Raw genomic sequence first — 22,004 nt, 5'->3', positions numbered from 1 at the left:
CAAGGCCTTTTTTTATTTCCATTTCAGGATGCAACTTGCAACGCAGCAATGAAGGCCTGCATTCCTCCTCGCTCTTCCCACAATTTTTTAATTAATTGTGCACCTTCTTCAGCGGTTATTCGAATGTATTTATAGAAATCTTTTTCCTTTTTATGACCTGAAATACTCATAATTAATTTGATCGGCGTTCCAGCTAAAAATTCATTGGTGCAAAATGAACGGCGACCCGTATGTGAAGTAATCCAATCACACTTCTCACGCGTTTCCCCAATGGTTTTACCTCCCTTTTGATAAGAAAAAGTAATAGGATGCGAAAGTTTAGCGAGTCTCCCAATAGTCTTGATGTTTTCATTAAAAGTACTGCTATAGGTTTTAGGAAATCCAAAGTTGATGAAGTATTGCAAAATTTCCTTCGCTTCATCGCGTAGCGGAACGACTGCCCATTTGTTTCCTTTCTCCGTTTTTTTGTACAGTTTACCATCGCGGTAATCTCTCTCGGGAACCAGTTCGGAAAAATCTGAAAACCGGAGACCGGTTAAACAAGCAAGCACAAACAGCTTTTGATCATTAATAAGATGCGGATGTTCACTCAGGTCACAATAATAAAATTGTGAAATTTCCTGGAAGTTCAAATAGATAGCGTCGGTTTCTTCCTCCGGTGCGGAAAAATCAGACATATCAATGGGAGGGATGATCTTTCGCTTTGCCCGGTCCTGCACAAAAAGCCGCAATTGTTTAATGGTCTTACTAATGCTGTTGCGCTTCATTCCCTTGATCATTTCTTTTCGGTGGGTATGTACATATTCGTAGGTCAGAAACTTTTTGTATTGATCATAAAAATTGAAGTCGAATGAAAGAAAGGTGACCGGTTCCTGCCGGTGCTTTTCAAATTGCTTCAGATGTTCGCCCATGTTTTTATACACCTGAAGAGTTTTAGGATCTACATCTCCCGTTTTGTCTCTTATGTAGTGTTTAATTTCATCGAATACATTGGGCCAGGGGCGACCATTTTTGGGTGAATCTGCTGGAAGGTTGGGAAAGATCATTCCCTCTTTGAGAGGCGATTCAGTTCGTACAATAATGGCTTTATAGGGCGCTATTTGCGGAAGTATATTACAGGTATGGCATACATTGCTTTGATTGGTTGGGGATGACCGCTCACCTGAATATATACCCAATTTAAGCTGGTTTAAATCGAGATCAGGTCTAAACGTGTCCTTGACAAATACACCGAGAGGCGTTTTATGTTCCTGCTCACCCCATTCTATTAAGTCTTCGGTCAGCCTCAGTTGCCTGGTGATTTCTTTGTTCAGTTCAGTATGTAGGCCGTAGTCGATGGGTAACCTATCGGTAACGATGCGTTGTTTTTGGTTCCAATATTTAGGAGGAATAGAAAGGCCGGTATTCATTCTTCGTTTACCATCCTTTGCATAGAATTGAATGTAGATAATGCTTGTGCCGTTTGCTCTAATGTCTTTTGCCTCGCAAACCGCCTTGACTGGATATGCCATCGCCTCAAATCATTTGAGCGAAAAAGCCATTCAAAAACCAGCGGTTATCCGTTAATTCTTTCCGCGACTTTTCCGCGATTAAAAAATCGTCAAGCGATGTAAAGATATAAGTGAAAAAATCCGAGAAACGTTATAGAATACTAAAGGTCAAGGTGTTATCTGTGGAGTTTCGTGGAATTTTACATAGTCCTGTATAATATTATTACACAAACTCATTTTTTGACTAAAAATACACTGTTATTTATTTAGTGCATTCTTCTAAAACCCTTGCTGGGTGCGGTTTTGATAGACCCGCAGGTGGGCCTAAAAATACAAAACCCGCGACTAGCGCGGGCTTCATTTCCAAACAAAAAGCGGACCGGACGGGACTCGAACCCGCGACCTCCGCCGTGACAGGGCGGCATTCTAACCAACTGAACTACCGATCCATTTGCTTACCGTTTCGGTTTGCAAAGTTATATTGAAATTACTTTTTTAAGAACTTTTTGAACCGATTTATTTTTTTCTAACTCACTGACCTACCGATTCTTATCCTTTGAACGTTTTCCCTTGAGGGTGCGTCGTTTTTGGGATTGCAAAGATAGGATTTTTCGAATACGACCAAAATACTTTTTCATGTTTTTTGAAAAAAGTTTTCAGCTAATCAAAATACACCAAGGGTAAATCCCTGGCCACAGCCAAAGCATTAAAAGAGCCTGTTGCTTTTATATATGCCCGCACCACATGTGCACCCGGGGTTAATCTTTTATCACCAGTAGCTAAATAAGATGCTACTATCGTTCGGGAACTTAGGCAATTTGGAGCCTTCAACTGCTGAACACCAACAGTACCTACATCCTCCCCATCGATATTCAACCAAAGTTTTACATCCCCACCGGCATCAGCATCTGCACCCTGTAATCTTGTAGCTGTTTTGATAAAAACCACCCCATTATGCCCATTCGGTATGTTGATCGTTGTTTCGGCAAAAGTGTAATTAGTTCCTGTAGCCGGACAGTGAGGTGGATTATAATTGGTAGAAGTTTGCGAGCAAACCCAATTATCTCTCCTGCACGATTCGTTACTAAGCACCGCTGATCCCGACACGCCCATTCCCCAAAGCGTTATAAGCCTTGCATCCTGCCCCACTCTATATTGAACCAGATTAGGCATATCAACTACCCATGTTAGTTCAGATGCTTTAAAGGAGATTGTGTTATTCCCTGTAATAGTATGCATGGCAAAACAATACATAGGTGCCCCCAATTCTGCTTCATTGAATAAATCATTGACTGTAAGGTTCGATGTGCTGCTTTGTGGGCATTGATCATTAAGATATATTCCCCATAAAGCGTCTCCCTGGCCTCCTGCACAATAAGCTCTACCCGATAGCATGGTAACAACATTTGTCGGGTTATCAGTATAAACGGAATTACTCAATAAAGTAGTAGCAGGAATATCACCTGTATTACCATAAGCCTGCGTTTCATGATCTATGATCTGGGAGTCAGAATTAAGGGTTGAGGTTAGAAAATTAGGCGCAGGATTCGTCATAACCGAAAGTCCCGAGTAACCTCCAATGACAAAACTTGCCGAAGGCGTGTATACATGATTGAAACCGACCAATTCAATAAGATGTGTGCCGGGTTGTAAAGTAGCTAACGCAATACAATCAAAACTGTGCTGAACGGCATTTGAGGTATTGGTCCAATCCATAGTCGAATGACTGCCATACCATTCATTACCATCAATGCGAATATTTACCACAGCTATTCCATTGGTTATTACAGGGTAGTACCGGCCATTGGCGGCAACCAAAACGGTTTTTGCCTGATCTAACGTTAATGTATAAGATAAAACTGCAGTTGGACATGTTCCAAATATTGCTTTATCGGCAGTAGTCAAAAAAAAGCGAGAATTATCATCAGCACAAAAAACAGAAATTGGCGAGGCGAAGAGTATAAATACAAGAAATAGCCGAAGTATAATCTTTGTCATATGATAGGTTTTTTGGTTTCCAACAAATTATAAACAAAAAGGAATATTACAAAATCCCCGCTATTTATCTTTCCTTTTCAACCACTCCGCCGGCACCGGAATAATACAAATGTTCATCGACCGGTTATCGGCCGATAACATGGCCGATTGAATTTCTATTTTTGTTCCATCGGGGCTCATGGTAGGGTGCGGATGATCGGCTGCAGTAGCCTTGTGCCCCGTAGTGAGCATTATCATTTCGCCGATATGGCGATCGATCAAATATACGCTGCGCGAAAAATCATCACCTACTGCAAAGCGGCCATCGGCTGAGCCATGTACATGCCACAATCCGCTTCCGCTTTTTGTTTGCCCGGCAATGTGCATTTCTCTTGTCCTCAAATTTACAATAGCCAAACCCGTTGGTTTTTCGCGGGTACCTGATGGACCCCAGGCCGCTTCCTGCCCCGGATTTACACCACTCCAATGAGTTCCGCTTGTGTCGGCATTTGCAATTTTACGATGGCCCATGATCGCCATCGCAACTTCGTCTTTGGTTATAACAGCTTCATGGGTTACCCATTCATATTCCGACTCAGGATACAATGGACGTAACCCCGTGCCATCGGCCATAACCGTCCAGGTACGTTGAGGCGATTTGCCACCGGTTTCCCAGCAGAAAACAATTTCACCGGGCATCCAGGGATTGGTTTGAATATGGCCTATTTGAAAAGGGACTGAAACAATGTATTTGATTTCGCCGGTTGTAATGTTCATACCCGCCAGTCCCGATGGACCGGCGCCCATATTACGCGGACCGAAATTGCTTTCTATTTTAGCGCCGGGCGCCATATGTTTGGCCGCTTCAGAACGGCTAACGCGAAAGTATACCCACTTCTCTTCTGCATCGAGCGCCATATCGCCACCACCATTCAGCGAGTCGGAAATAGTGCCGCATACACGTTGATAAACGGGTGCAGCCTGCATTTTACCAACCTTACTATCGGCCAGTACTTTTGCCAGGTCAGTTTCTATCACCTGTAAAGAGCCTCTTTGCTTGCTGCTGTCAACAGCGCGCATGTAATACAACTTCATGGAATTTCTTGCCACACACAACATACCCGTATAACCGCCCTCGGTCACCTGCACCTGGTCACCTGTTTTTTCATTCACGGCCAACACCTCGCCTTTTGCCCGGCCGCTGCGAAAGATCAGCCACTGACCATCGGAGGTCCATTGATTATGCGTTTGGTAAATTTTAGCATCACCGGCGGGCGTGCTTGTTAAAAACGTAAGCATAACACCGGTCACCGGGTCTTTGATCACCTTGCGTTCAGAGGCGAACCGTTTGCCAATTTGCGCTTGTAGTGAAAGCGCAGGCAATACCGCAACAAAGTATGCGGACAACAGAATTTTCATTTTCATACAGCAATACAATTAGGAAGCCATTCAAATATAACAGGGGCACCTTTCACAACCATCCTGTTGCATGCCGTTACCAGCTTATAAAACAATATTATGCCGGGGTTGTATGTTGGCAGGCAATTCTGTTTCGCCAAGCATTTCTCTTATGTCTATCTCCGCTACCCTGCTCATTTGTGAAATGGGCACATCGTTCGGGCTGCCTTCAAACGGGTTCTCCGTGCTTTCGCCCACCTGTTCCAGTGAAGTGTAGATCCAGGAAATTAAAACACTGAACGGAATTACCAGCCATACCATATTGCCTTGTAAAATACCTGTGGCGCCCGCATTGAGTTTATCAAATTCACCTAACATAGCAAAGGGCAACAGAATGCAAAACAACTTTACAAAAAGCAAATTTATGGTAGCGTATTGCCTGGGGTAAGGAAAATTCTTAATGCGCTCACTCTTGCCCTGGTGACTGGTAAATTCAACAAGCGCGCTATGCATTTCGAGATACCTGAAGTTTTCCAACACACCCTCTTTATATAGTTTTTTCAGCGCAATACTTTGCAGGTTCAATAACTGCACCGCCTTATTGTTCTTTGGCAGAATGTTTTCCAGTTCTTCCCTTGTAATGTATTTTAATAATTCATCCTCCAATGGCACCTCCTTTTCAGGTATGGAGTAATACTTTTGATATTCTTTGTTGTGCAATTTACTACTGGTAGTTTCCCAAACCTTTTCAGCCCTGAGTTGATATCGCATGGCGGTAAGCCAGGCAAAATGGCGATAGATCATTTCCTTTGCCTTATCGGCGTCTTCAATAAAATCGCGACACATAATGGCCCATGCGCGGCTTGCGCTCATAGCAGCGCCCCATACCGTTCGGGCTTCCCAGGTACGGTTATAGGTTTGTACATTTTTAAAACCAACAATAAATGCGGTAGCTGTTCCTAATAAGGCAACAACGGGCCAGGGAATAGAGATCCACTTCAACCCCAATACCTGGTACAATAGGGTTGGAATGGTGCCCACCACAATAAGCCAAAGTATATTCCTGCGTGTCCAGTTAAGGAATTCAGAAAGCTTGTACGATTTACCTGCATGCATATTTTATCGCTTTAAAATTTGATCCCACGGCGCCATATGTCCAATTCACCAGCCAGTTTGCCTACTCCCCTGTTTCATTTATGGCCACCGGGGTTAATGCTAATACTTTTACAACATAAATATTTAAATCATGAAAACGAAAACAAACTTTATAATGAGCGTTATGCTGGTTTTTGGACTGGCTACTTTCTTTACTCCAGAAGAAGTATGTGCACAGGCGCCGGGCATACAACGCACCGATCTTCAACGCCACGATCTGAGCACGCCTGGTAAAGAAATGATACAGGTACGGGTTGACATTGCCCCGGGTGTACTGGCGCCTAATCACTCCCACCCCGGTGAAGAGATCATCTATGTGCTTGAAGGTACATTTGTATATGAAATAGAAGGAGAAGCGCCAAAAACGCTGAAAGCGGGTGATGTGTTGTTTGTTCCTGCAGGTAAAGTCCATTCGGCAAAGAACATCGGCAATACCAATGCGGCAGAACTTGCCACTTATATTGTTGAAAAAGGAAAACCGCTTGTAGTTCCTAAAAAGTAAATAAAAAATATAGGAAGAAGTAATAAGCACGTCTGCTTTTCCTCCTTCCTGTTTGCTGTATGAGAGACTCTTAGGTTACATTATTAATTGTTTATTAGTTCCAGTCATCTTTTACGCTTGCCTTTACATTTGGATTATAATCCTTTTCTGCAGACGGAATGGGTAGTAATACATGTTTTGGCTGCACCACTTCCGACAAGCCTTCTGCTTTTCTTTCAGCGTTGATCGCCTGTACATATTTTCCCCATCTTATTAAATCAAAATACCGCAACTGCTCACCCGTAAATTCCAACTGCCGTTCCAGTTCAATAATGGCCATGGCAGCCTGCTGATCACCTAATGAGGTATACAACACTGCATTGGCCCGGCCTCTTACTTTGTTGATCAAATCGAGTGGTGCAGAACCTGTATTACCTTGTTGTATATATGCTTCGGCCAGCATCAACAACACATCAGCATATCGAATAACCTGTCCGTTTACACCCGTGATATATGGCACCGCCCCGGGGTACGCGAAATTCAATCCGTACTTTCTTAACTGATATCCCTTTGTTGCAAATGGAAAATCTTTGGGCGTAGCCGTTTTCTCGGCGTATCTAATTGCACCGGCACTTGCTGCATCGCCATAAAAAGTAACTTTCCCCCTGGGGTCTTTATATAAAGTATCCATACCGGGCCAGGGATATTTGAATGCATTGGCTGCAGCTGTGGTCATAATAGTGTTGTTCCAACCAAGGAAATCGTATTCTTCGGCCCTGATGCTCATACTTACTTTACCGGCCGATTCAGCACCGCCAAATACCTGCGACCATCCATTCCCTTGTGCCGCATCATTAGGCACCCATGTTTTGTTCATTACCTGAAACACGGTTTCTTTATTACCTGAATGCGCCGCCACATCGTCAAAAAGAAAATCCCATTCAGCCATTGGCAGCAGATCATAGGTATAAGGCGCTTTGGTTAATTGCTCCAATGCATTTTGCGCTTCAGTCCATTTTTTCTGATACAGGTAAACCCGTCCCAACAATGCAATGGCCGCACCCTTTGTTGCACGACCCAGGTCTTTATCAGTATACGTTACCGGCAAAACGGCGATGGCATCATTGAGGTCTTTTTCAGCTGCAGCCCATAATTCAGCAACAGGCGCACGCTCAGGGAACTTATTATTATAACTTTCGAGGTTGGGCCGCAGTGGTGCATTTCCCCAAAGCATGGCAATATGATAGCGGGCATACGCACGCAGGAATTTTGCTTCCGCAACATTTCTTTTAAGTGTAGCAATGGCATTTGCATCGGTCAATGAAGCTATAACAACCGGCGCCCTGTCTTCAACCAGGCTGGCGCGGGCTACCATTCTGTATAAACCAGTCCACAGATCACTAAGTTCCGTATGCGTTGAGTTATGGCCCCAGTTGGCTAACTGCAGGTAAGTACCCAACAAACTGGGGCCAGGCTTTACATCAAAACCCAACAAGTCGAAGTCGTAATAATATTCACGCGGCCATAATCCTGTATTGTTCAACACAACATATACCGCATTGGTGGCCTGCTGTATTGACGAGGCTGTAGTAAAGTATTCGGTATAATTATACAGACTAACATTTTCTACTTCCAGTTTTTTCTTACTGCATGAGAAAAAAGTGAAAGCGGTAATGCTGAGCAATAATTTATATGTATTCTTCATTATTCATTTTTTAAGGTTGTAATTAAAGACCTACCTGTAAACCAAATATAAAGGTGCGTGGCTGCGGCATGCTTACCCCCGCATCTATACCTCTATTGAGAATATCGGCCGCATTACCATCGGGATTGGTTACCTCAGGATCGTATCCATTATATTTCGTAATGGTTAGCAAATTTTGCGCGGCTGCAAATACACGCAGGCTTTGGAGCGTATTTCTGAAAAAGCTTTTCGTTCTTTCTACAGGCAGCGTATAACCGACGGTTACATTCCTCAGGCGCAAATAATCACCATTCTCAACAAACCATGCCGAAGGCACCAGATTAAGACCGGCATTTTGACCCGGCCGGGGATTGTTAGTTACATCACCATCATTTACCCATCTGTTTAGCAGATCTGTGGAAGCATTATGCATTGAAGACTGCAATGCGGAAAGAAATATTTTGCCTGAGCGGAAAAGTTTTACACCACTAACACCACTCCATACCATATTCAAATCAAAGCCACCGTAATTCAAAGCCAGGTTAAAGCCATACATGAATTTGGGAATGGGATTACCAAGCATCACCCTGTCTGAATCGGAGATCTTTCCATCGCCGTTCACATCTCTGAATTTAAAATCACCAGGTTTTGTATTGGCATCGTAATAAATACCACCGGGTGCTTTTGCATTTAATGCGGTCAGCTCTGCTTTTGAGGAAATGATGCCGTCTACCTCAAAGCCATAAAAAGAAGCGATAGGCTCTCCTACCCTCGATAAAGTAGTATTCTTCAATGGCGCATATTCGGTAGGCCAGTATAAACCGGCGGCAATCACCTGGTCGGCCAAGTCATCTGCAACCCTGATCTTCTCTACCTTATTTTTATTATAGCTACCATTTACACTGATATTGTAACCGAGTTTTCCGGCATTGCCATGATAACTTACTATACCTTCAATACCGGTATTAAGCACGTCACCAGCGTTGTATACCATGCTTGCCTGTTCACGATTGCCCGTCCAGCCACTATTGGGGAACAACACGGTGGTCAATAATTTTTTACTGTTCTTTTTATACCAGTCAAAACTCATAGTGAGTTTGTTGTTAAGAAAACCGAGATCGAGACCAATATTGGTTTGATCGGTTGTTTCCCAAACCAGCGGAGCCACGGAACTGCGAATGGTAGCAGCCGGCCCGTTTGCATGATCTTCGGTTAACCCAAACGGATAACTGAGGCTGCCGGTTGGGTTGGCGCCATTCCATACGGCAATAATGGATGCATTTTGCGAGATAGAATTATTACCGGTGCGGCCCCAGCTTGCCCTTACCCGGCCATCAGAAAGGGCGTTGAATTTTTGAAGGAAACGCTCCTGTGAAAAACGCCAGGAGAATTGCGCGGCAGGAAAAGTGGCCCAGTTACGCGTGGGGTCGAGGTTGGAAGCGCCATCGCGTCGAAAACTGGCAGTAAAAAAATAACGATCGTTGAAGTTATAACTTACCCGGCCAAAATACGAGATCAGGGCAGAACCAACGGGGTAGGTTGAAGCATCGATTGTTTTGTTTGGCGCTACATATACATTCTGGATACTATCGTGCAAATAACCTGAGCCCTTTACCACTTCAGAAGTACCGCGGCCCTCATTGATGTACGTATTACCTGCCGTAACTGCCAGGTTATGTATATTATTAAATGATTTATTATAACTGAAATAATTTTCTATTGTATACTTTGAACCTTCACTCACCGATGCGCCGCCTTCGCGGTTGATATCGATATTATTTCCCGACCGGTAACCTTTTTGATAATATTCACTTTTATTATTACCTACCTGCGCATTGAATTGTGAGCGGAATTTCAACCCTGGTATCAATTTTACTTCGGCATACAACTGAGGCAGCATAATAAAGGCTTTTGAACGTGCCGGCCGGGTTTCCAATGCAGCTATGGGATTGCCAACACCGCTATAATCGCCGGCGTTTGTCAATATAGAATAACCGCCAATTGTATTGGGATCATAAACCTTCTGATAATTGGGCATGTATAAATAATCTCTCAAAGCAACAGTGCCACCCGAGCCCCAGTCGTTTCGTAACAAAAGGCTTTGGCCAAAAGAAAAACGGCCTAACGTTTGGGTAAGCGCAATGCGGTTAGTCCAGCGTTTTAAACGGGTTGTACCTGTGATGGCTTCCTGGTCAACATAACCACTATAAAAATACCAGGTCGATTTTTCGGAACCACCGCTCACCGAGGCATTGATGTCGTAGGTGTTGGCAGAGTGAAAGATCATATCACTCCAATTTGTATTATCTGTTTTAAGTGTATCGGCGCCGTTGTTCCTGAACCTTGTTGGCAATACGCCGCTCTTGTCCACTTTCGTCCAGTCAACCATTAGGTCGTAATACTGGGAGGCATTCATCATATCGATGGTTTTCCAAACATTAGCCGTGCCGTATTGCGCATTCACCGTTGCCCTTGGCACTCCGCTCTTTCCTTTTTTTGTGGTAACGACAACTACGCCGTTTGCGCCATTACTGCCATAGATGGCCGTACTACCGGCATCTTTTAAAATAGTGATGTCTTCAATATCCTGTGGCGGTATGGCGCCAAACATGTCTTTGGTAGACTGTATCCCATCAATAACATACAGTGGATCAACCCTGGTAAATGAACCGGTACCCCGAATGATGATCTGGGGTGTAGACCCCGGCGAACCATTCCCCTGCAATACCTGTACACCGGGCGCTTTACCAATAATAAGCGATGCCACATTGATGGCCGTATTGGCCCCGGCTGTTTTTGGGTTTACAGAAACCACGGCACCTGATACCTCTTTTCTTTTCGCGGTGCCATAACCGATAACCACCACATCGTTTAAATCGGTAGCCATTTGTAAAAGCTGTACATCGAGCACAGACTTTGTACTTACGGTCATTTCGCGGATAGCATATCCGGTGTAAGAAAATACCAGCACCTGTCCATTACCTGCTTCAATGGAATACTTCCCCCCTTCATCGGTTGTAGTGCCTTTGTTTTGCCCTTTGATCATCACACTGGCATTCTTCAGCGCATCACCCTCGGGACCGGTTACCTTGCCGGAAATAGTTTTGGTTTGTGCAAGTAAACTCTGGGAACATGATAATATTAGCAGAGTCAATATCCAATGCAGTAAATTGGATCTTTTCATAAGCAGCATTTAAATGTTAGAGAATAGAAGTTTTGAAAGCAGTCGTTGAATTTAACAGTATAGCTTGATTATGCGCAATTAGTTGTATTATTTTTTTTGAAAAGAATAAAGCTTCCCCACGAGCGGGGAAACTTTATTTTGACTATACCCCATTACTTTTTCACAATCTTGATAGTTTTATTTTGAGCGCCCTGTTTCACCTTAACATGATAAATACCCGCTTTCAATTTTTCTCCAAGCAGATAAGTTTGGTTGGCATTCACCTGTTTTGAATAGATCAACCGGCCATAATTATCAACAACCGTAAGCAACACTTTTTCAGCCGAAGGCGATGTTATTTTTATATTAAAGCCACCTTCTGCAGGATTAGGGAAAACATCGGCCGCCAACGACAGCACGCGGCTAATAGTATTGTTGTTCGCTGTTTGGCCTATACGGGCCATGGAAGGTTGTTGTGCAAGGGTGCGTACTTCCAGTGCCGCCAGCGATGCGCTATATGGGTCGTACATGCCCGTCTTTGGATAAAACCATACAACAATAAGCCCATTGGCATCGGCCCTGGCAGTGAGCGTACGAATAACGGCGGTATTCAATTTGTTGCCGGCAGCCGCGTAAGGATTGAAATCGGTAAGGCTATCGATACCGTTGGTAGCTTTTACCGAGAAGATGCGGTTGTTCTTTTGAACATTATCGGGCTCTACAAAATGCAACCGGATGTTATAATACGTATTGGGTGTAAGATCGCGCACATAATAACGCATAGGTGTCATGTTCACTTTTGAAATGCGCATGTATTCGTACACCTGGGGCGGCGCCGGGTCTTCAACACCCGTTACATCAACCGGCGAGGTAATGTTCTGGATCCAGGTATAACCTCCATGCCAGCGTGCATAGGTTTGGCCGGGGCCTTCGGGCAGGTATTGAGCAAAGGTTGTATTATAGTAAGGCGTTTGCGGTAAACCGGTATTGTTTTGCTGGGTGCCTGCATTTACCGCATATATAACCGAGCGATTGGTTGTTATAACCTCTATGCAAAAATCATCGAACCATACAGTGCCGGGTCCTTCTTTGGCTGCCCAAAAAGTAAGGCCACGTGCGCTATCGGGCAGGGTCACTGTATCGCGAATCTGCGCCCATTGGCCCATATAGGCAGGCACACCGGTAAGGTTCTTTTGATAATCTGCATTACCCGTTGGGGCCCCCAAAGCATCTACAAACTTAACGCCATAGCCGGCCCACCATGGATAACCCGTAGCGCCCTGTTCAACTTTCACCCATTTTGTAAATACGATAACGCCACCGCCGGGTACAGGTACTGAGCCTTCTATGTTTAGTCCGGTTTTATCTTCCGTAAAACCCATAGTCACTGCTTTATCACCGGTATGTCCCTTGCCATTCATGGTATATACGGCACCGGGTGTGGGTGTATTTTTCCAATAAGATACCCAATTCACCATACCGCTTTCAAAGCCATTGTTCTTAATACCACCACATGAATCAAAAGGGACAATGGTAACAGGCAATGTTGTTGAAACGCCCGAGGTATCCTGGGTAATAGCAGTGATGGTGGTTGTGCCCTGCTTAATAGCTGTTATTTTACCCGTGTTATTTATTTTGGCTACCGTAGTATCGGAGCTGCTCCAGGTAAGTGTTTTAATAGAAGTGTTGGCCGGCGTAAATGTCGCTTTTAGCGTTACCGTATCCCTTTCGCCAACTATGGCAGGCGATGGCGTAAGTGTAACTGAGGTAGCAAGTACATTGGCCACATGAACAGAAGCCTGCGCAAATTTTGTAGCATTATCGGCCGAAGTAGCTTTGATGACAACGTCACCTTCTTTTACCCCGTTTACAAAACCCGTGGCACTTACCTTGGCAATGGTAGTGTCAGCGGAAGTCCATACAATGGTTTTGTTACTGGCCTTTGCCGGAAGCACGGTAGCGGTTAATGGAATAGTGTCGCCAACAAAGATGTTGGCGTTTGTTGTATTCAATGTAACTGAAGTTACCGGTGTATATACTACTGTGTAGTTTTTGGTAGAAGCGTAATTACCTTCCACTGAAGTTGCCGTTATGGTTACGGTGCCGGCCGCCTTACCAGTTACCACGCCGTTCAGGTTTACCGTAGCAACAGATTCATTGGAAGTTTTGTATACCACGCTTCTGTTACTAGCGTTTACAGGGTTGGTAACCAGTTGTAACGTATCGGTATGGTTTACCGAAATGGTATCGCTGTTTGACTGAATGGCAATACCCTGCAATGGAATAACCCGCAGTTCTACAGCAGCAACGGTTGCACTGTGCGGATCGTTTGTTGCCATCTTTGGATAAAAAGTTACGGTAGCCACACCATTGTTATCGGCCTTTACACTTAATGTACGGGTAACAACTGTATTCAGTTTATTACCTGCGGCCGCGTAAGGATTGAATTCGATCAAACTATCGCCATTAGTGGCTTTTACCGAAAAGACGCGGTTTGTTTTTTGCGCATTGTCGTGCTCAAAGAAATGTAACCGTATACTGTAAGTAGCGCCAACAATAAGATTACGGAAATAATAACGCAGCGGCGTTACGTTCACTTTGGAAATACGTACATACTGATATACCTGCGGCGGCGCCGGCTCGGTTATTCCGCTTACATCAACAGTTGCCGTAACATTATTGGTTGATACATACCCACCATGCCAGCGTTTATCGGTTCCGCCAACACCTTCCGGCAAAAACTGCCCAAACGTAACATTCGCATAAGGCGTAGGGGGAAGCGAAGGATGGTTTTCGGTGCCGGCATTATACGCCGTAATGATGTTGGTTACTTTTAACTGAACTGTTTTGGTTGAGCCGCCATCAGCAGCCGTTATGGTAAGTGTGGTTGTGCCCAGTTTCAATCCGCTCACAATACCATTGCTGCTTACTTTAGCAATGGCAGTATCGGCCACCGACCAGTTCAATATTTTATTGGTAGTATTGGCTGGTATTAGCGAGGCTTCAATTTGTTTTGGCGTTTGTACCGTACCATATACCACACTATCAACAGCAATGCCTGTTGAGATGGTAGGCGGAATGATCAACAAATTATGATTGTCGGTTTTGCCGCCATCGACCGTTGTTACAGTAATGGTAACCGGGCCGGAATTAATACCCGTTACATTTCCATATTGATCTACTTTTGCTTTTGTGGTATCTGAGGTGCTCCAGGTAACCGCTGGATTGTTGGGATATGCAGGTGTTAGTTTTGCATTGAGCCTGATGGAATATCCCACTATCAACGTATCGGATTTAGGGTTTACTATTTCTACAGCCTGTACCGGACCCCTCACCGGTGCTCCAAAGAATATACCATTACCCGAACAGCTGATGATCATACGGCCACGATTATCTGCTGTAATATTTGGTGCTGTACCCGGCATGCGGTCGAGAATGGTATTCCAGGTACGGCCGGTATCGTCGGACCTGAAAGCGCCAAAGTAAATATCATTGATGGGGTATACAGCGCTTGTGGTATACAATACCAGGTGTGCATTGGGCGTGGTATCGCTCATGGCAACGGCTATCCATTTGGGTGCGAAGGTGGTACCGCCCACGCGGGTAAATGTTTTTCCGGTATCGGTAGTATGAAATAACCCGCTTGCAGCAGCCGACGATTCAGTATGATGACAGATCCACACATCACCGGTTTTGCCCGGCGTTACTTCTACGTTTGTAAATGTGGCATAACCGGTTCCGTTAGGATTGGAACCATTATTAGCACTTAACCCTGTAGCAGTTGTTTTTTGAAACGACACGCCGCCATCGCTGCTTACATAAAAACTACCGCGGTCCCAGATGTAGAAATAATTTCCATTCACTTTATCGGCAACCAGGTGGTTCTGCCCATGTGTTGCCGTCCATTGGCTACCTTTTGGCAAAATACCTGTAGGCGCATTGAGTGATCTTGTCCAGCTGCTGCCCAAATCATTCGACCAGTACACGCTGCCTACACCATTGGGGTTGGTTGGATCCCATTGTGTTAACCACACAATGCGTTGCGAGTTGGCCGATACGGCCACCCGCCCCCGTAAGCCCGGTGATTTAGGGAACCGCGTATAGTGATCGCCGCCGTCGGTAGAATATCCGGACCGGGAGTCTGTAATACTATCATACAATCCCCAGCCATTGCTGCCAACACGTATCACAAATTCGGGATTGGTATATTGAAAAGCAACTCCCTGTGAATTCAATCCCTGCCATGTATTTACATTTAGGGCGGTTTTAGTAACTGCACCCTCCGCCAATGGTTCTGTAAGTGAACGGTGATGAGCGCCGGCTACATCGGCAGTAACAGTAAGCAATACATTTTTTCCACTTGGCGGGCAAACCATGGGACCCGTTACCATAATTTCTTCCAATCCCACAACCCTCACCTTCCAGTCTTGTGTCTCAGCAAAAATATTATCGGTTGATACAACATCAAGCAAGTCGGTGAGCCATATTCGCTGCGGGTAAAAGGGGTCCCAGGTGTATCCAAAAGGAGCATGACCGGGTGCATTATACGATAAACCATCATTGAACGAATGCGGCGCTTCAGTATTGTCGCGGCTGATCTTCGCTTTGGTGTATTTACCGGGTGCACCGCCCTCCTGCGAGATCCAGTAAGTATCTGTTTGCCAACCGGCAAATGTACCTACGATGATGTTTTCCGAGTTGGCCGGATTAACAGCTACTTTTGCAAAGCTTCTTTTGTCTATGGTATCATTGGGATTTATATAAATAGGCGAAATATCCTGCCAGCTTCCATTGGCATATTTGAAAATACCTTTCTTAACCATAAAGTGATTGGAAGTAACATACATAGTGCCATTGCCATGAATGGTGGCACGTACAGGTCTGGTTGGACTGTTGGCCATTAACTCCCATGATTGCCCGCCATTATCCGATACTTCAACCCCGTTCGGGCGGCCCAGGTAAATACGTTTTGTAACCGTTTTACCATTCACCGTTATTGTACCTGCACTGGTGTCAAGAATAATAAAACCTATATTGCTGGTAGGGTTATTGATGGTGCTAATGCTGGTCCAGCTGGCGCCGGCATTAGCACTTTTCCAGGCGCCGGTTGCATCAGACACTGCATAAACAACATTGCTGTTGCTGGGATCAACAACCAGGCGGTTGTCATAACTTTTTACTTCATTGGGATGAGAAGCTATGGGCACATGTAGATCGGTCCAGGTATCGCCCCTGTTGGTACTTTTTAAAATGGTACCAACATTTTTATTTCCCTGGCCGGGCAAAGGCCCTTCACTGTTTTCTACAATAGCATACAGAATATTACCGGTGGCATCGTTGGGGTCAACGGCAATGCTACCGCAGCGTTGGTTGTATTCCCATCGCCAATAGTTGACAGGAATTTTTTCAAAAAGCATCATATGTTCCCATTTCTGCAGATTTTTGTTCCACCGGTAAGGTGTGCCCACGTCGGTGGTGACAAAATACAGATCGGGAACTTTCGGGTGAGCGACGAAGGTAGGTATGGCACCTGATCCTCCTATTCGCACCTGATTCCAGGTATAAGCCTGGCCTTTTACCATGCCACACATGAGGAGGCAGGCAATCGTCAATAAGCAGTAGCAATCGTTTTTCATCGTTGAAGGTTATGGTGGGAAAATGTTAGTCATCAAATTTATTTTCACCTTCAACAGAATCTTAATATTATTTTGCCTAAGAACTGTGAGTTTTTATTCAAATATTTTTAAATATCTTAATAGGATACATTAAAAAATTTGCGCAATCGTTTGCATTAAAAACCAACTCAAAATCAATGTACAGGACAGAATTAACGGGAAAAGACTTTGAGTTTTTAATAACACCGGGTAATATTGAAATAAAACCAGAGGATTTCGATACCCTTATGACACCTGATTACACATCATGGAAAAAGGAGTCAAAAAAAGACCGTATCTGGTACCAGGTAGGCAAAGATGAGTTCAGTTATTCGCGCGAACCAAGAGGTATTAGAATGAGCTTTAACCGTACGATGAGGTTTGAAAAAGCCAGGAAGATAGTAGAAGAAGTTGAAGTAAAACTCAAAGCATATACCGGAATAGAAATAGAAGTATTGGTTGTTTATACAGAAAACGATCAATAACCATTATAAATAAACCATATGGCAGAACTAAATAACAACGGCACTATGCCCGTTGAAAAATACCTGAGCCACCTGGATGCCATCTTTCAGGCCGAGCCTCAATTTTATAAAGAAGAAAGCCTGATAGAGGGACTGCCGGGGGTAACTATAATAGTATATAAAGACATACCCGAGCCTGGCTACATTACCGGCATAACGTATGGATTGTCGCTGGTAAAACATCCTGAATGGAAATTTGGCAGGCCGGAATTGTGTATCACTACCGAATCGTCATCACTCGACTGGCCGGCGGCCATGGGCTACTTAGCCAACAACCTTCGTGGTGAATTTGATTTCAGCTATGGCCGGGTACTTGAGTTCGGACAAATAAGTGAAGACAGTGAGATGGATGCCTTCTTTATTTTTGCGCCGGCTATTTTAAGAAAAGAGGATTATTTGAATATCGATATCGGGCTCGACTATAAAATAAATATTGCCGGCCTGTACCCCATGTATTCCGATGAGCTGGAAACCTTTCAGCAATTGGGTCTTGAAAAGTTCTGGCATCACCCTGATTTTGATATTTACAGTGTTACGCGAAAGCGGATAACGGTTTAGTAATAGAGCATTTACCCTATTAAACATAAAACCTTTCAAATGAAAAAAACAGCAAAACTCGGCGCTTATCTAGGTATTACTTTAGGCACATTTGGTATGTGCTTCTGCCTTCCGTTTTTATTCTCCGCAAATCTTGTTGACGTTGTTGGTGCCGGTTTTCCTTTTGTAGGAGGCGCTGTAATTGCGAGTGGCGGGCTTTTAACATTGGCTTATATGTCGAGATATGAAAAACAAAATTCGGAAGGTGTATAAGTCTAAAGATTTCCGTCTACTGGCTGAAAGTAAAAACTATGTCCTGGGTCATGAGTTTGAGTATTGTTATTTATATAAAAAAATGACTGGACATAGTATTTACCTTGGTGACTGTTATGGAGATCCATCTTTTGGATTAATTGACAAAAATGAAAATTGGGCATTGGTCTTAGCGCATCCTGCTTATTTATGGACACCCTCGCACATATTCAATTTGAATGAAGGTCAATCATCCGCTGCGCGGCAACTAAATTTTCCATTTACAGCCAGACAGATTGGAAATTTCGAGGTAGAAATATTAGACGATCCCTGGAGCGATAACCCAGGCATTCATAATCTTAATGCCCAAACCGGCGTCATACAACGAATCAGAGATTTTAAAAGACTCGAAAGTCCTTATGATGACAACACTGAAATCGAATGGTAGTATAAGCAACAACTCACCTTCATGAGCACAAACTACGACAACATACAATGGGTTATTCAACGCAACCTTACCAATACAGATGATTTAAAGGAATTGGTACGGGGTTGCGAAAAGATCGGTGTTCCTTATATGGAAATTGATATCATTCCTTTCACCGATCAGTTGCCCGATTTTGACAAAAGCCGGCAAAGCATATTCTATGGTTCTACCACTATGGGACAACTGGTGTATAAAGATAGCAGCCTGAACAAAGGTTTCTTTTTCAACCAGCAGTCATTCTCCATTGAGAACTATTTTGCCAAATGGGGCAGCCATATGTTGAACCATGGCGCACTGGTAACCTCGTTCCGCGAATTGATATCAAAGGGTTATGATGCCGACAAGCCGCTCTTTATAAGGCCCGATGATGACAGCAAATCTTTTTCGGGAGAGGTAAAGAAATTTAGTGAAATCAAAAGTTGGTACGACCGACTTAAGATGTTCGACAATACAAGCCTTTCACTGGATAGTAAGATCGTTGTATCTGAACCATACCACCTGCGCTATGAATGGCGGCTTTGGATTGTTAACAATAAAGTGGTAACTGCCTCCAAATACCGCGAAGATTTTAAACTTAAAAAAGAAAGGGGTTGCCCGCAGGAAGTGATACAATTTGCCGAACAGCGATGCCTGGAATACACACCCCATGATGTGTTTGTGATGGACATTTGCGAAACAGGCGAGAATTATTATATAGTAGAATGTGGCTGCCTGAACAGCGCAGGATTTTATCATGCTGATATTGGAGCGATTGTAAATAGTGTTACTGGGTATTTTTCAAAAATTGTTTAAGTCAGGTATAATGACAAAACACAAAACCATACTTGACCTTATTGAGAAGCTAAAACATCAAACCGACTTTGACAAGGCGGAGATCATTGACCACTGGGATGCCCTTTTATGCTCTATAGGTATTAAAAAAGGGATCAGGATGGTATATATTGATAGTTCAAACTTTAGTGATGGCAGAATAGACGGCTATGATTATGATCTTGAAATATTACACGAAGAACAACCCGATAATATAAACGTAATTAAAGAAGGTAGAAATGTTACGGAGCAAGAAATCATCTCCGTTATAAAAGCATTTCTTGCTATTTAACTTAATTACCGCATAAACATCAAGTATATACAACATCACCTTACCGTATCCTTACGTGGGCTTATTCACACGTGTGAATAAAAATTAATGTACGATTCACATATAATCGTATGCAACTATATAAAGAATGTGCGTATATTTGCAATATCAATTAAGCACATAAATTACTGACGAGCAGTAAAAAGCTAATAAGTAATTGTTACGATACGAGCACCGTTTAGTCCTTATGAAGTCCGTTTTAAAATCCTGATCATCCTGAGAAACCAGATCCAATTGTCCTTGAAAAATGAAATCCTATGGTCAACCGAGATCCAAAACCTATGAAAGAAAAGTCCAACCAACTTTTCACGAAACTCTTAAACGTCCGTCCTTGATCCTATTCCTCTTAAAAACCGTGTAAGGGTTCGCCTGTAAAAGTCATTAAAACCCCGCTGTATGGCGGGGTTTTGTTTTTTTATCCCCACACACCCGTAGCCGCTGTTTTCTTTACATACTCACTGAAATCAGTTGCCTTTCTTCCCAATGCCTGTTGAACCCCATCGGCTATCGATTCATTTCGCCCATCCAGCACTTCTGTAAATAAATAAGTCACCAACCATATAAGGTCTTTGGGTAGTTGATATTCTACAAGAAGATCGGCATAAGCCTTCATAGGTATCTGCTCATACTTAATATCCCGGCCAGTGGCTTTGGCAATTTCGGAAACGGCATTTTCAAAAGTTAGCAAACGTGGACCAGTAACCTCATATATTTTTTTATTATGTCCTTCTTCCGTTAATGCCGCTACGGCCACGTCCGCAATATCATCGGCATCTACAAAAGGTTCGCCCACATTACCTGCCGGTAATGCTACATGCCCGGCCAATATTGGTTCCAGAAAATTTCCTTCGCTGAAGTTCTGACAAAACCAGCTTGCCCTAACAATTGTCCAGTTAGCCCCGGCATCCATCACTACCTCTTCACAATGTTGAGCTTCTGCTTCTCCCCTGCCCGATAACAAGACCAGTTTTTGCACCCCTTTCTTTACAGCCAGATTTGAAAATTGCGCTATAGCATCAACGGCGCCGGGAATACACAGATCGGGATAGTATGAAATGTATACTGAAGAAATATTATTCAGTACTGCTTCCCAGGTAGCCTTTTTGTTCCAGTCGAATGAAGGTATAGAGGAAAAAGATACGCCAAGTGCCGGCACCTTACGATCGTTGAGTCTTTGTAAAACGCGACGGCCTGTTTTACCGCTGGCGCCTATTACAAGAATTTGCTTGTTTGTTGTTGTTGTGTTGACCATAGTTTTAAATTTTTATCAAAACTATTGTGGGGTCAATTTTTAAAATTGTATAAAACCGACACGGCAACAGATTACAAAAAAGCCTACTATCTTCTTCACTAACAAAACTTAAACAGAACAAAAAGTTAAGTTATTGCACAGTGATAATCAGAATACTTTACCCCATCTATATTTGATACAAAATCTTATCGTCATGAAAATACTTCGACACACAAATTTTTCATTCCTCCTACTGCTTTGCGTCGTAACACTTTTTTCGTGTACGACTGCACAACTATACACTTATGATATAAGGCTTGAACGGCCTACTCCATCACAAAACTTACAGTTTGAGAACGATACGATCTCCATTTCGTTTGCATTCAATTACGATTATATCGACTTTGAGTTGTATAACAAACTGGATGAGGCTATAAAGGTGAACTGGAAAGATCTTAGCGTTTCTATTGATGGAGAAACACAGAGAGTGATCCCCTCTAATGCATATTTTGTAGGATTTCCCGGTAAAGAACCGAGCATTATGGTAGCACCAAGATCAAAAATAAAAGACATCATTCGAACCTCAGACAAAGCCGGCATGTGGGACTCTACCTCTTCAATACAAAAAGCAACATTGAACACTTTTCCCGATAGAGACTATGGCATACCATCGGAGCGCAGACGTATACAGGCGCTAAAAGGAAAGAAAATTATTATTTATCTGCCCTACTACCTCAAAAATGTATATTATTCAAAAACATTCGAATTTATAATTGCAGACATTCAGGCGAAATATACACCTGAAATAAGTGGGCCGGCCAGCTAATGCC

16 protein-coding genes and 1 tRNA gene are annotated in these 22,004 nt (G+C 43.5%); 8 read left to right on the top strand and 9 right to left on the bottom strand.

Features of this window, described 5'->3' with window-relative positions; genetic code table 11:
* Positions 1 to 23: 23 nt before the first annotated feature.
* The 5 genes from GGD38_RS30820 to GGD38_RS30800 all read right to left on the bottom strand — a co-directional run bounded on the left by GGD38_RS30820 (position 24) and on the right by GGD38_RS30800 (position 5,981).
* Entirely contained in the window at positions 24 to 1,511 is a 1,488-nt protein-coding gene (locus tag GGD38_RS30820) for a phage integrase SAM-like domain-containing protein (protein ID WP_375303400.1), read from the bottom strand.
* Between the two features lie 354 nt (positions 1,512 to 1,865).
* A tRNA-Asp gene (locus tag GGD38_RS30815) sits at positions 1,866 to 1,939 on the bottom strand.
* Positions 1,940 to 2,150: 211 nt separating this feature from the next.
* Positions 2,151 to 3,488: a hypothetical protein gene (locus GGD38_RS30810; protein WP_375303401.1), complete on the bottom strand. Its 1,338-nt coding sequence runs from the start codon at positions 3,486 to 3,488 to the stop codon at positions 2,151 to 2,153.
* Between the two features lie 60 nt (positions 3,489 to 3,548).
* Positions 3,549 to 4,892, bottom strand: coding sequence for a hypothetical protein (locus tag GGD38_RS30805; protein ID WP_375303402.1), 1,344 nt, complete (start codon positions 4,890 to 4,892; stop codon positions 3,549 to 3,551).
* A 78-nt stretch (positions 4,893 to 4,970) separates the two neighbouring features.
* Positions 4,971 to 5,981: a bestrophin family protein gene (locus GGD38_RS30800; protein ID WP_375303403.1), complete on the bottom strand. Its 1,011-nt coding sequence runs from the start codon at positions 5,979 to 5,981 to the stop codon at positions 4,971 to 4,973.
* Between the two features lie 130 nt (positions 5,982 to 6,111).
* Here GGD38_RS30800 and GGD38_RS30795 point away from each other — a divergent pair, with 130 nt between their 5' ends.
* Positions 6,112 to 6,522: a cupin domain-containing protein gene (locus GGD38_RS30795; protein ID WP_375303404.1), complete on the top strand. Its 411-nt coding sequence runs from the start codon at positions 6,112 to 6,114 to the stop codon at positions 6,520 to 6,522.
* Positions 6,523 to 6,616: 94 nt separating this feature from the next.
* Here the strand turns inward: GGD38_RS30795 and GGD38_RS30790 are convergent, their stop codons facing one another.
* The 3 genes from GGD38_RS30790 to GGD38_RS30780 form a co-directional block, all read right to left on the bottom strand.
* Complete coding sequence (locus tag GGD38_RS30790; RefSeq protein ID WP_375303405.1) at positions 6,617 to 8,206, bottom strand: RagB/SusD family nutrient uptake outer membrane protein; 1,590 nt, start codon at positions 8,204 to 8,206, stop codon at positions 6,617 to 6,619.
* Positions 8,207 to 8,228: 22 nt separating this feature from the next.
* Positions 8,229 to 11,369, bottom strand: a complete 3,141-nt coding sequence (locus tag GGD38_RS30785) for a SusC/RagA family TonB-linked outer membrane protein (protein WP_375303406.1) — start codon at positions 11,367 to 11,369, stop codon at positions 8,229 to 8,231.
* A 152-nt stretch (positions 11,370 to 11,521) separates the two neighbouring features.
* Positions 11,522 to 16,984, bottom strand: coding sequence for an Ig-like domain-containing protein (locus tag GGD38_RS30780; protein WP_375303407.1), 5,463 nt, complete (start codon positions 16,982 to 16,984; stop codon positions 11,522 to 11,524).
* 176 nt (positions 16,985 to 17,160) lie between these two features.
* Between GGD38_RS30780 and GGD38_RS30775 the strand changes: the two genes are divergently transcribed.
* From GGD38_RS30775 to GGD38_RS30750, 6 genes are read left to right on the top strand one after another with little or no spacing between them, the layout of a single operon-like run.
* Positions 17,161 to 17,487: a hypothetical protein gene (locus tag GGD38_RS30775; protein WP_375303408.1), complete on the top strand. Its 327-nt coding sequence runs from the start codon at positions 17,161 to 17,163 to the stop codon at positions 17,485 to 17,487.
* A gap of 18 nt (positions 17,488 to 17,505) precedes the next feature.
* Entirely contained in the window at positions 17,506 to 18,084 is a 579-nt protein-coding gene (locus GGD38_RS30770) for a suppressor of fused domain protein (protein ID WP_375303409.1), read from the top strand.
* A 39-nt stretch (positions 18,085 to 18,123) separates the two neighbouring features.
* The gene (locus GGD38_RS30765; RefSeq protein WP_375303410.1) at positions 18,124 to 18,336 is read left to right on the top strand and encodes a hypothetical protein; all 213 of its coding nucleotides are present in this window, start codon (positions 18,124 to 18,126) and stop codon (positions 18,334 to 18,336) included.
* Positions 18,308 to 18,763 carry a hypothetical protein gene (locus tag GGD38_RS30760; protein WP_375303411.1) on the top strand — a complete coding sequence of 152 codons (456 nt, stop codon included), beginning with the start codon at positions 18,308 to 18,310 and terminating at the stop codon, positions 18,761 to 18,763. The genes GGD38_RS30765 and GGD38_RS30760 overlap by 29 nt, the downstream gene beginning before the upstream one ends.
* 21 nt (positions 18,764 to 18,784) lie before the next feature.
* Positions 18,785 to 19,594 carry an ATP-grasp domain-containing protein gene (locus GGD38_RS30755; RefSeq protein WP_375303412.1) on the top strand — a complete coding sequence of 270 codons (810 nt, stop codon included), beginning with the start codon at positions 18,785 to 18,787 and terminating at the stop codon, positions 19,592 to 19,594.
* A gap of 10 nt (positions 19,595 to 19,604) precedes the next feature.
* Positions 19,605 to 19,904: a hypothetical protein gene (locus GGD38_RS30750; RefSeq protein WP_375303413.1), complete on the top strand. Its 300-nt coding sequence runs from the start codon at positions 19,605 to 19,607 to the stop codon at positions 19,902 to 19,904.
* A 454-nt stretch (positions 19,905 to 20,358) separates the two neighbouring features.
* Here the strand turns inward: GGD38_RS30750 and GGD38_RS30745 are convergent, their stop codons facing one another.
* Positions 20,359 to 21,195: a hypothetical protein gene (locus GGD38_RS30745; RefSeq protein ID WP_375303414.1), complete on the bottom strand. Its 837-nt coding sequence runs from the start codon at positions 21,193 to 21,195 to the stop codon at positions 20,359 to 20,361.
* Positions 21,196 to 21,388: 193 nt separating this feature from the next.
* Here GGD38_RS30745 and GGD38_RS30740 point away from each other — a divergent pair, with 193 nt between their 5' ends.
* A complete protein-coding gene (locus tag GGD38_RS30740) occupies positions 21,389 to 22,000 on the top strand; it encodes a hypothetical protein (RefSeq protein ID WP_375303415.1) in 612 nt (203 codons plus the stop codon).
* Positions 22,001 to 22,004: the final 4 nt, after the last annotated feature.

The sequence above is a fragment of the Niastella sp. OAS944 genome (assembly GCA_024809215.1).
GTDB lineage: Bacteria > Bacteroidota > Bacteroidia > Chitinophagales > Chitinophagaceae > Niastella.
The sequence above is the reverse complement of the archived record's forward strand: the minus strand, read 5'-3'. Positions and strand labels throughout refer to the sequence as shown.

Bases quoted from the DNA above. Each gene is read 5' to 3' on its own strand.
- GGD38_RS30820 (WP_375303400.1), bottom strand. From the start codon at position 1,511: ATGGCATATCCAGTCAAGGCGGTTTGCGAGGCAAAAGACATTAGAGCA.
- GGD38_RS30810 (WP_375303401.1), bottom strand. From the start codon at position 3,488: ATGACAAAGATTATACTTCGGCTATTTCTTGTATTTATACTCTTCGCC.
- GGD38_RS30805 (WP_375303402.1), bottom strand. From the start codon at position 4,892: ATGAAAATGAAAATTCTGTTGTCCGCATACTTTGTTGCGGTATTGCCT.
- GGD38_RS30800 (WP_375303403.1), bottom strand. From the start codon at position 5,981: ATGCATGCAGGTAAATCGTACAAGCTTTCTGAATTCCTTAACTGGACA.
- GGD38_RS30795 (WP_375303404.1), top strand. From the start codon at position 6,112: ATGAAAACGAAAACAAACTTTATAATGAGCGTTATGCTGGTTTTTGGA.
- GGD38_RS30790 (WP_375303405.1), bottom strand. From the start codon at position 8,206: ATGAAGAATACATATAAATTATTGCTCAGCATTACCGCTTTCACTTTT.
- GGD38_RS30785 (WP_375303406.1), bottom strand. From the start codon at position 11,369: ATGAAAAGATCCAATTTACTGCATTGGATATTGACTCTGCTAATATTA.
- GGD38_RS30780 (WP_375303407.1), bottom strand. From the start codon at position 16,984: ATGAAAAACGATTGCTACTGCTTATTGACGATTGCCTGCCTCCTCATG.
- GGD38_RS30775 (WP_375303408.1), top strand. From the start codon at position 17,161: ATGTACAGGACAGAATTAACGGGAAAAGACTTTGAGTTTTTAATAACA.
- GGD38_RS30770 (WP_375303409.1), top strand. From the start codon at position 17,506: ATGGCAGAACTAAATAACAACGGCACTATGCCCGTTGAAAAATACCTG.
- GGD38_RS30765 (WP_375303410.1), top strand. From the start codon at position 18,124: ATGAAAAAAACAGCAAAACTCGGCGCTTATCTAGGTATTACTTTAGGC.
- GGD38_RS30760 (WP_375303411.1), top strand. From the start codon at position 18,308: ATGAAAAACAAAATTCGGAAGGTGTATAAGTCTAAAGATTTCCGTCTA.
- GGD38_RS30755 (WP_375303412.1), top strand. From the start codon at position 18,785: ATGAGCACAAACTACGACAACATACAATGGGTTATTCAACGCAACCTT.
- GGD38_RS30750 (WP_375303413.1), top strand. From the start codon at position 19,605: ATGACAAAACACAAAACCATACTTGACCTTATTGAGAAGCTAAAACAT.
- GGD38_RS30745 (WP_375303414.1), bottom strand. From the start codon at position 21,195: ATGGTCAACACAACAACAACAAACAAGCAAATTCTTGTAATAGGCGCC.
- GGD38_RS30740 (WP_375303415.1), top strand. From the start codon at position 21,389: ATGAAAATACTTCGACACACAAATTTTTCATTCCTCCTACTGCTTTGC.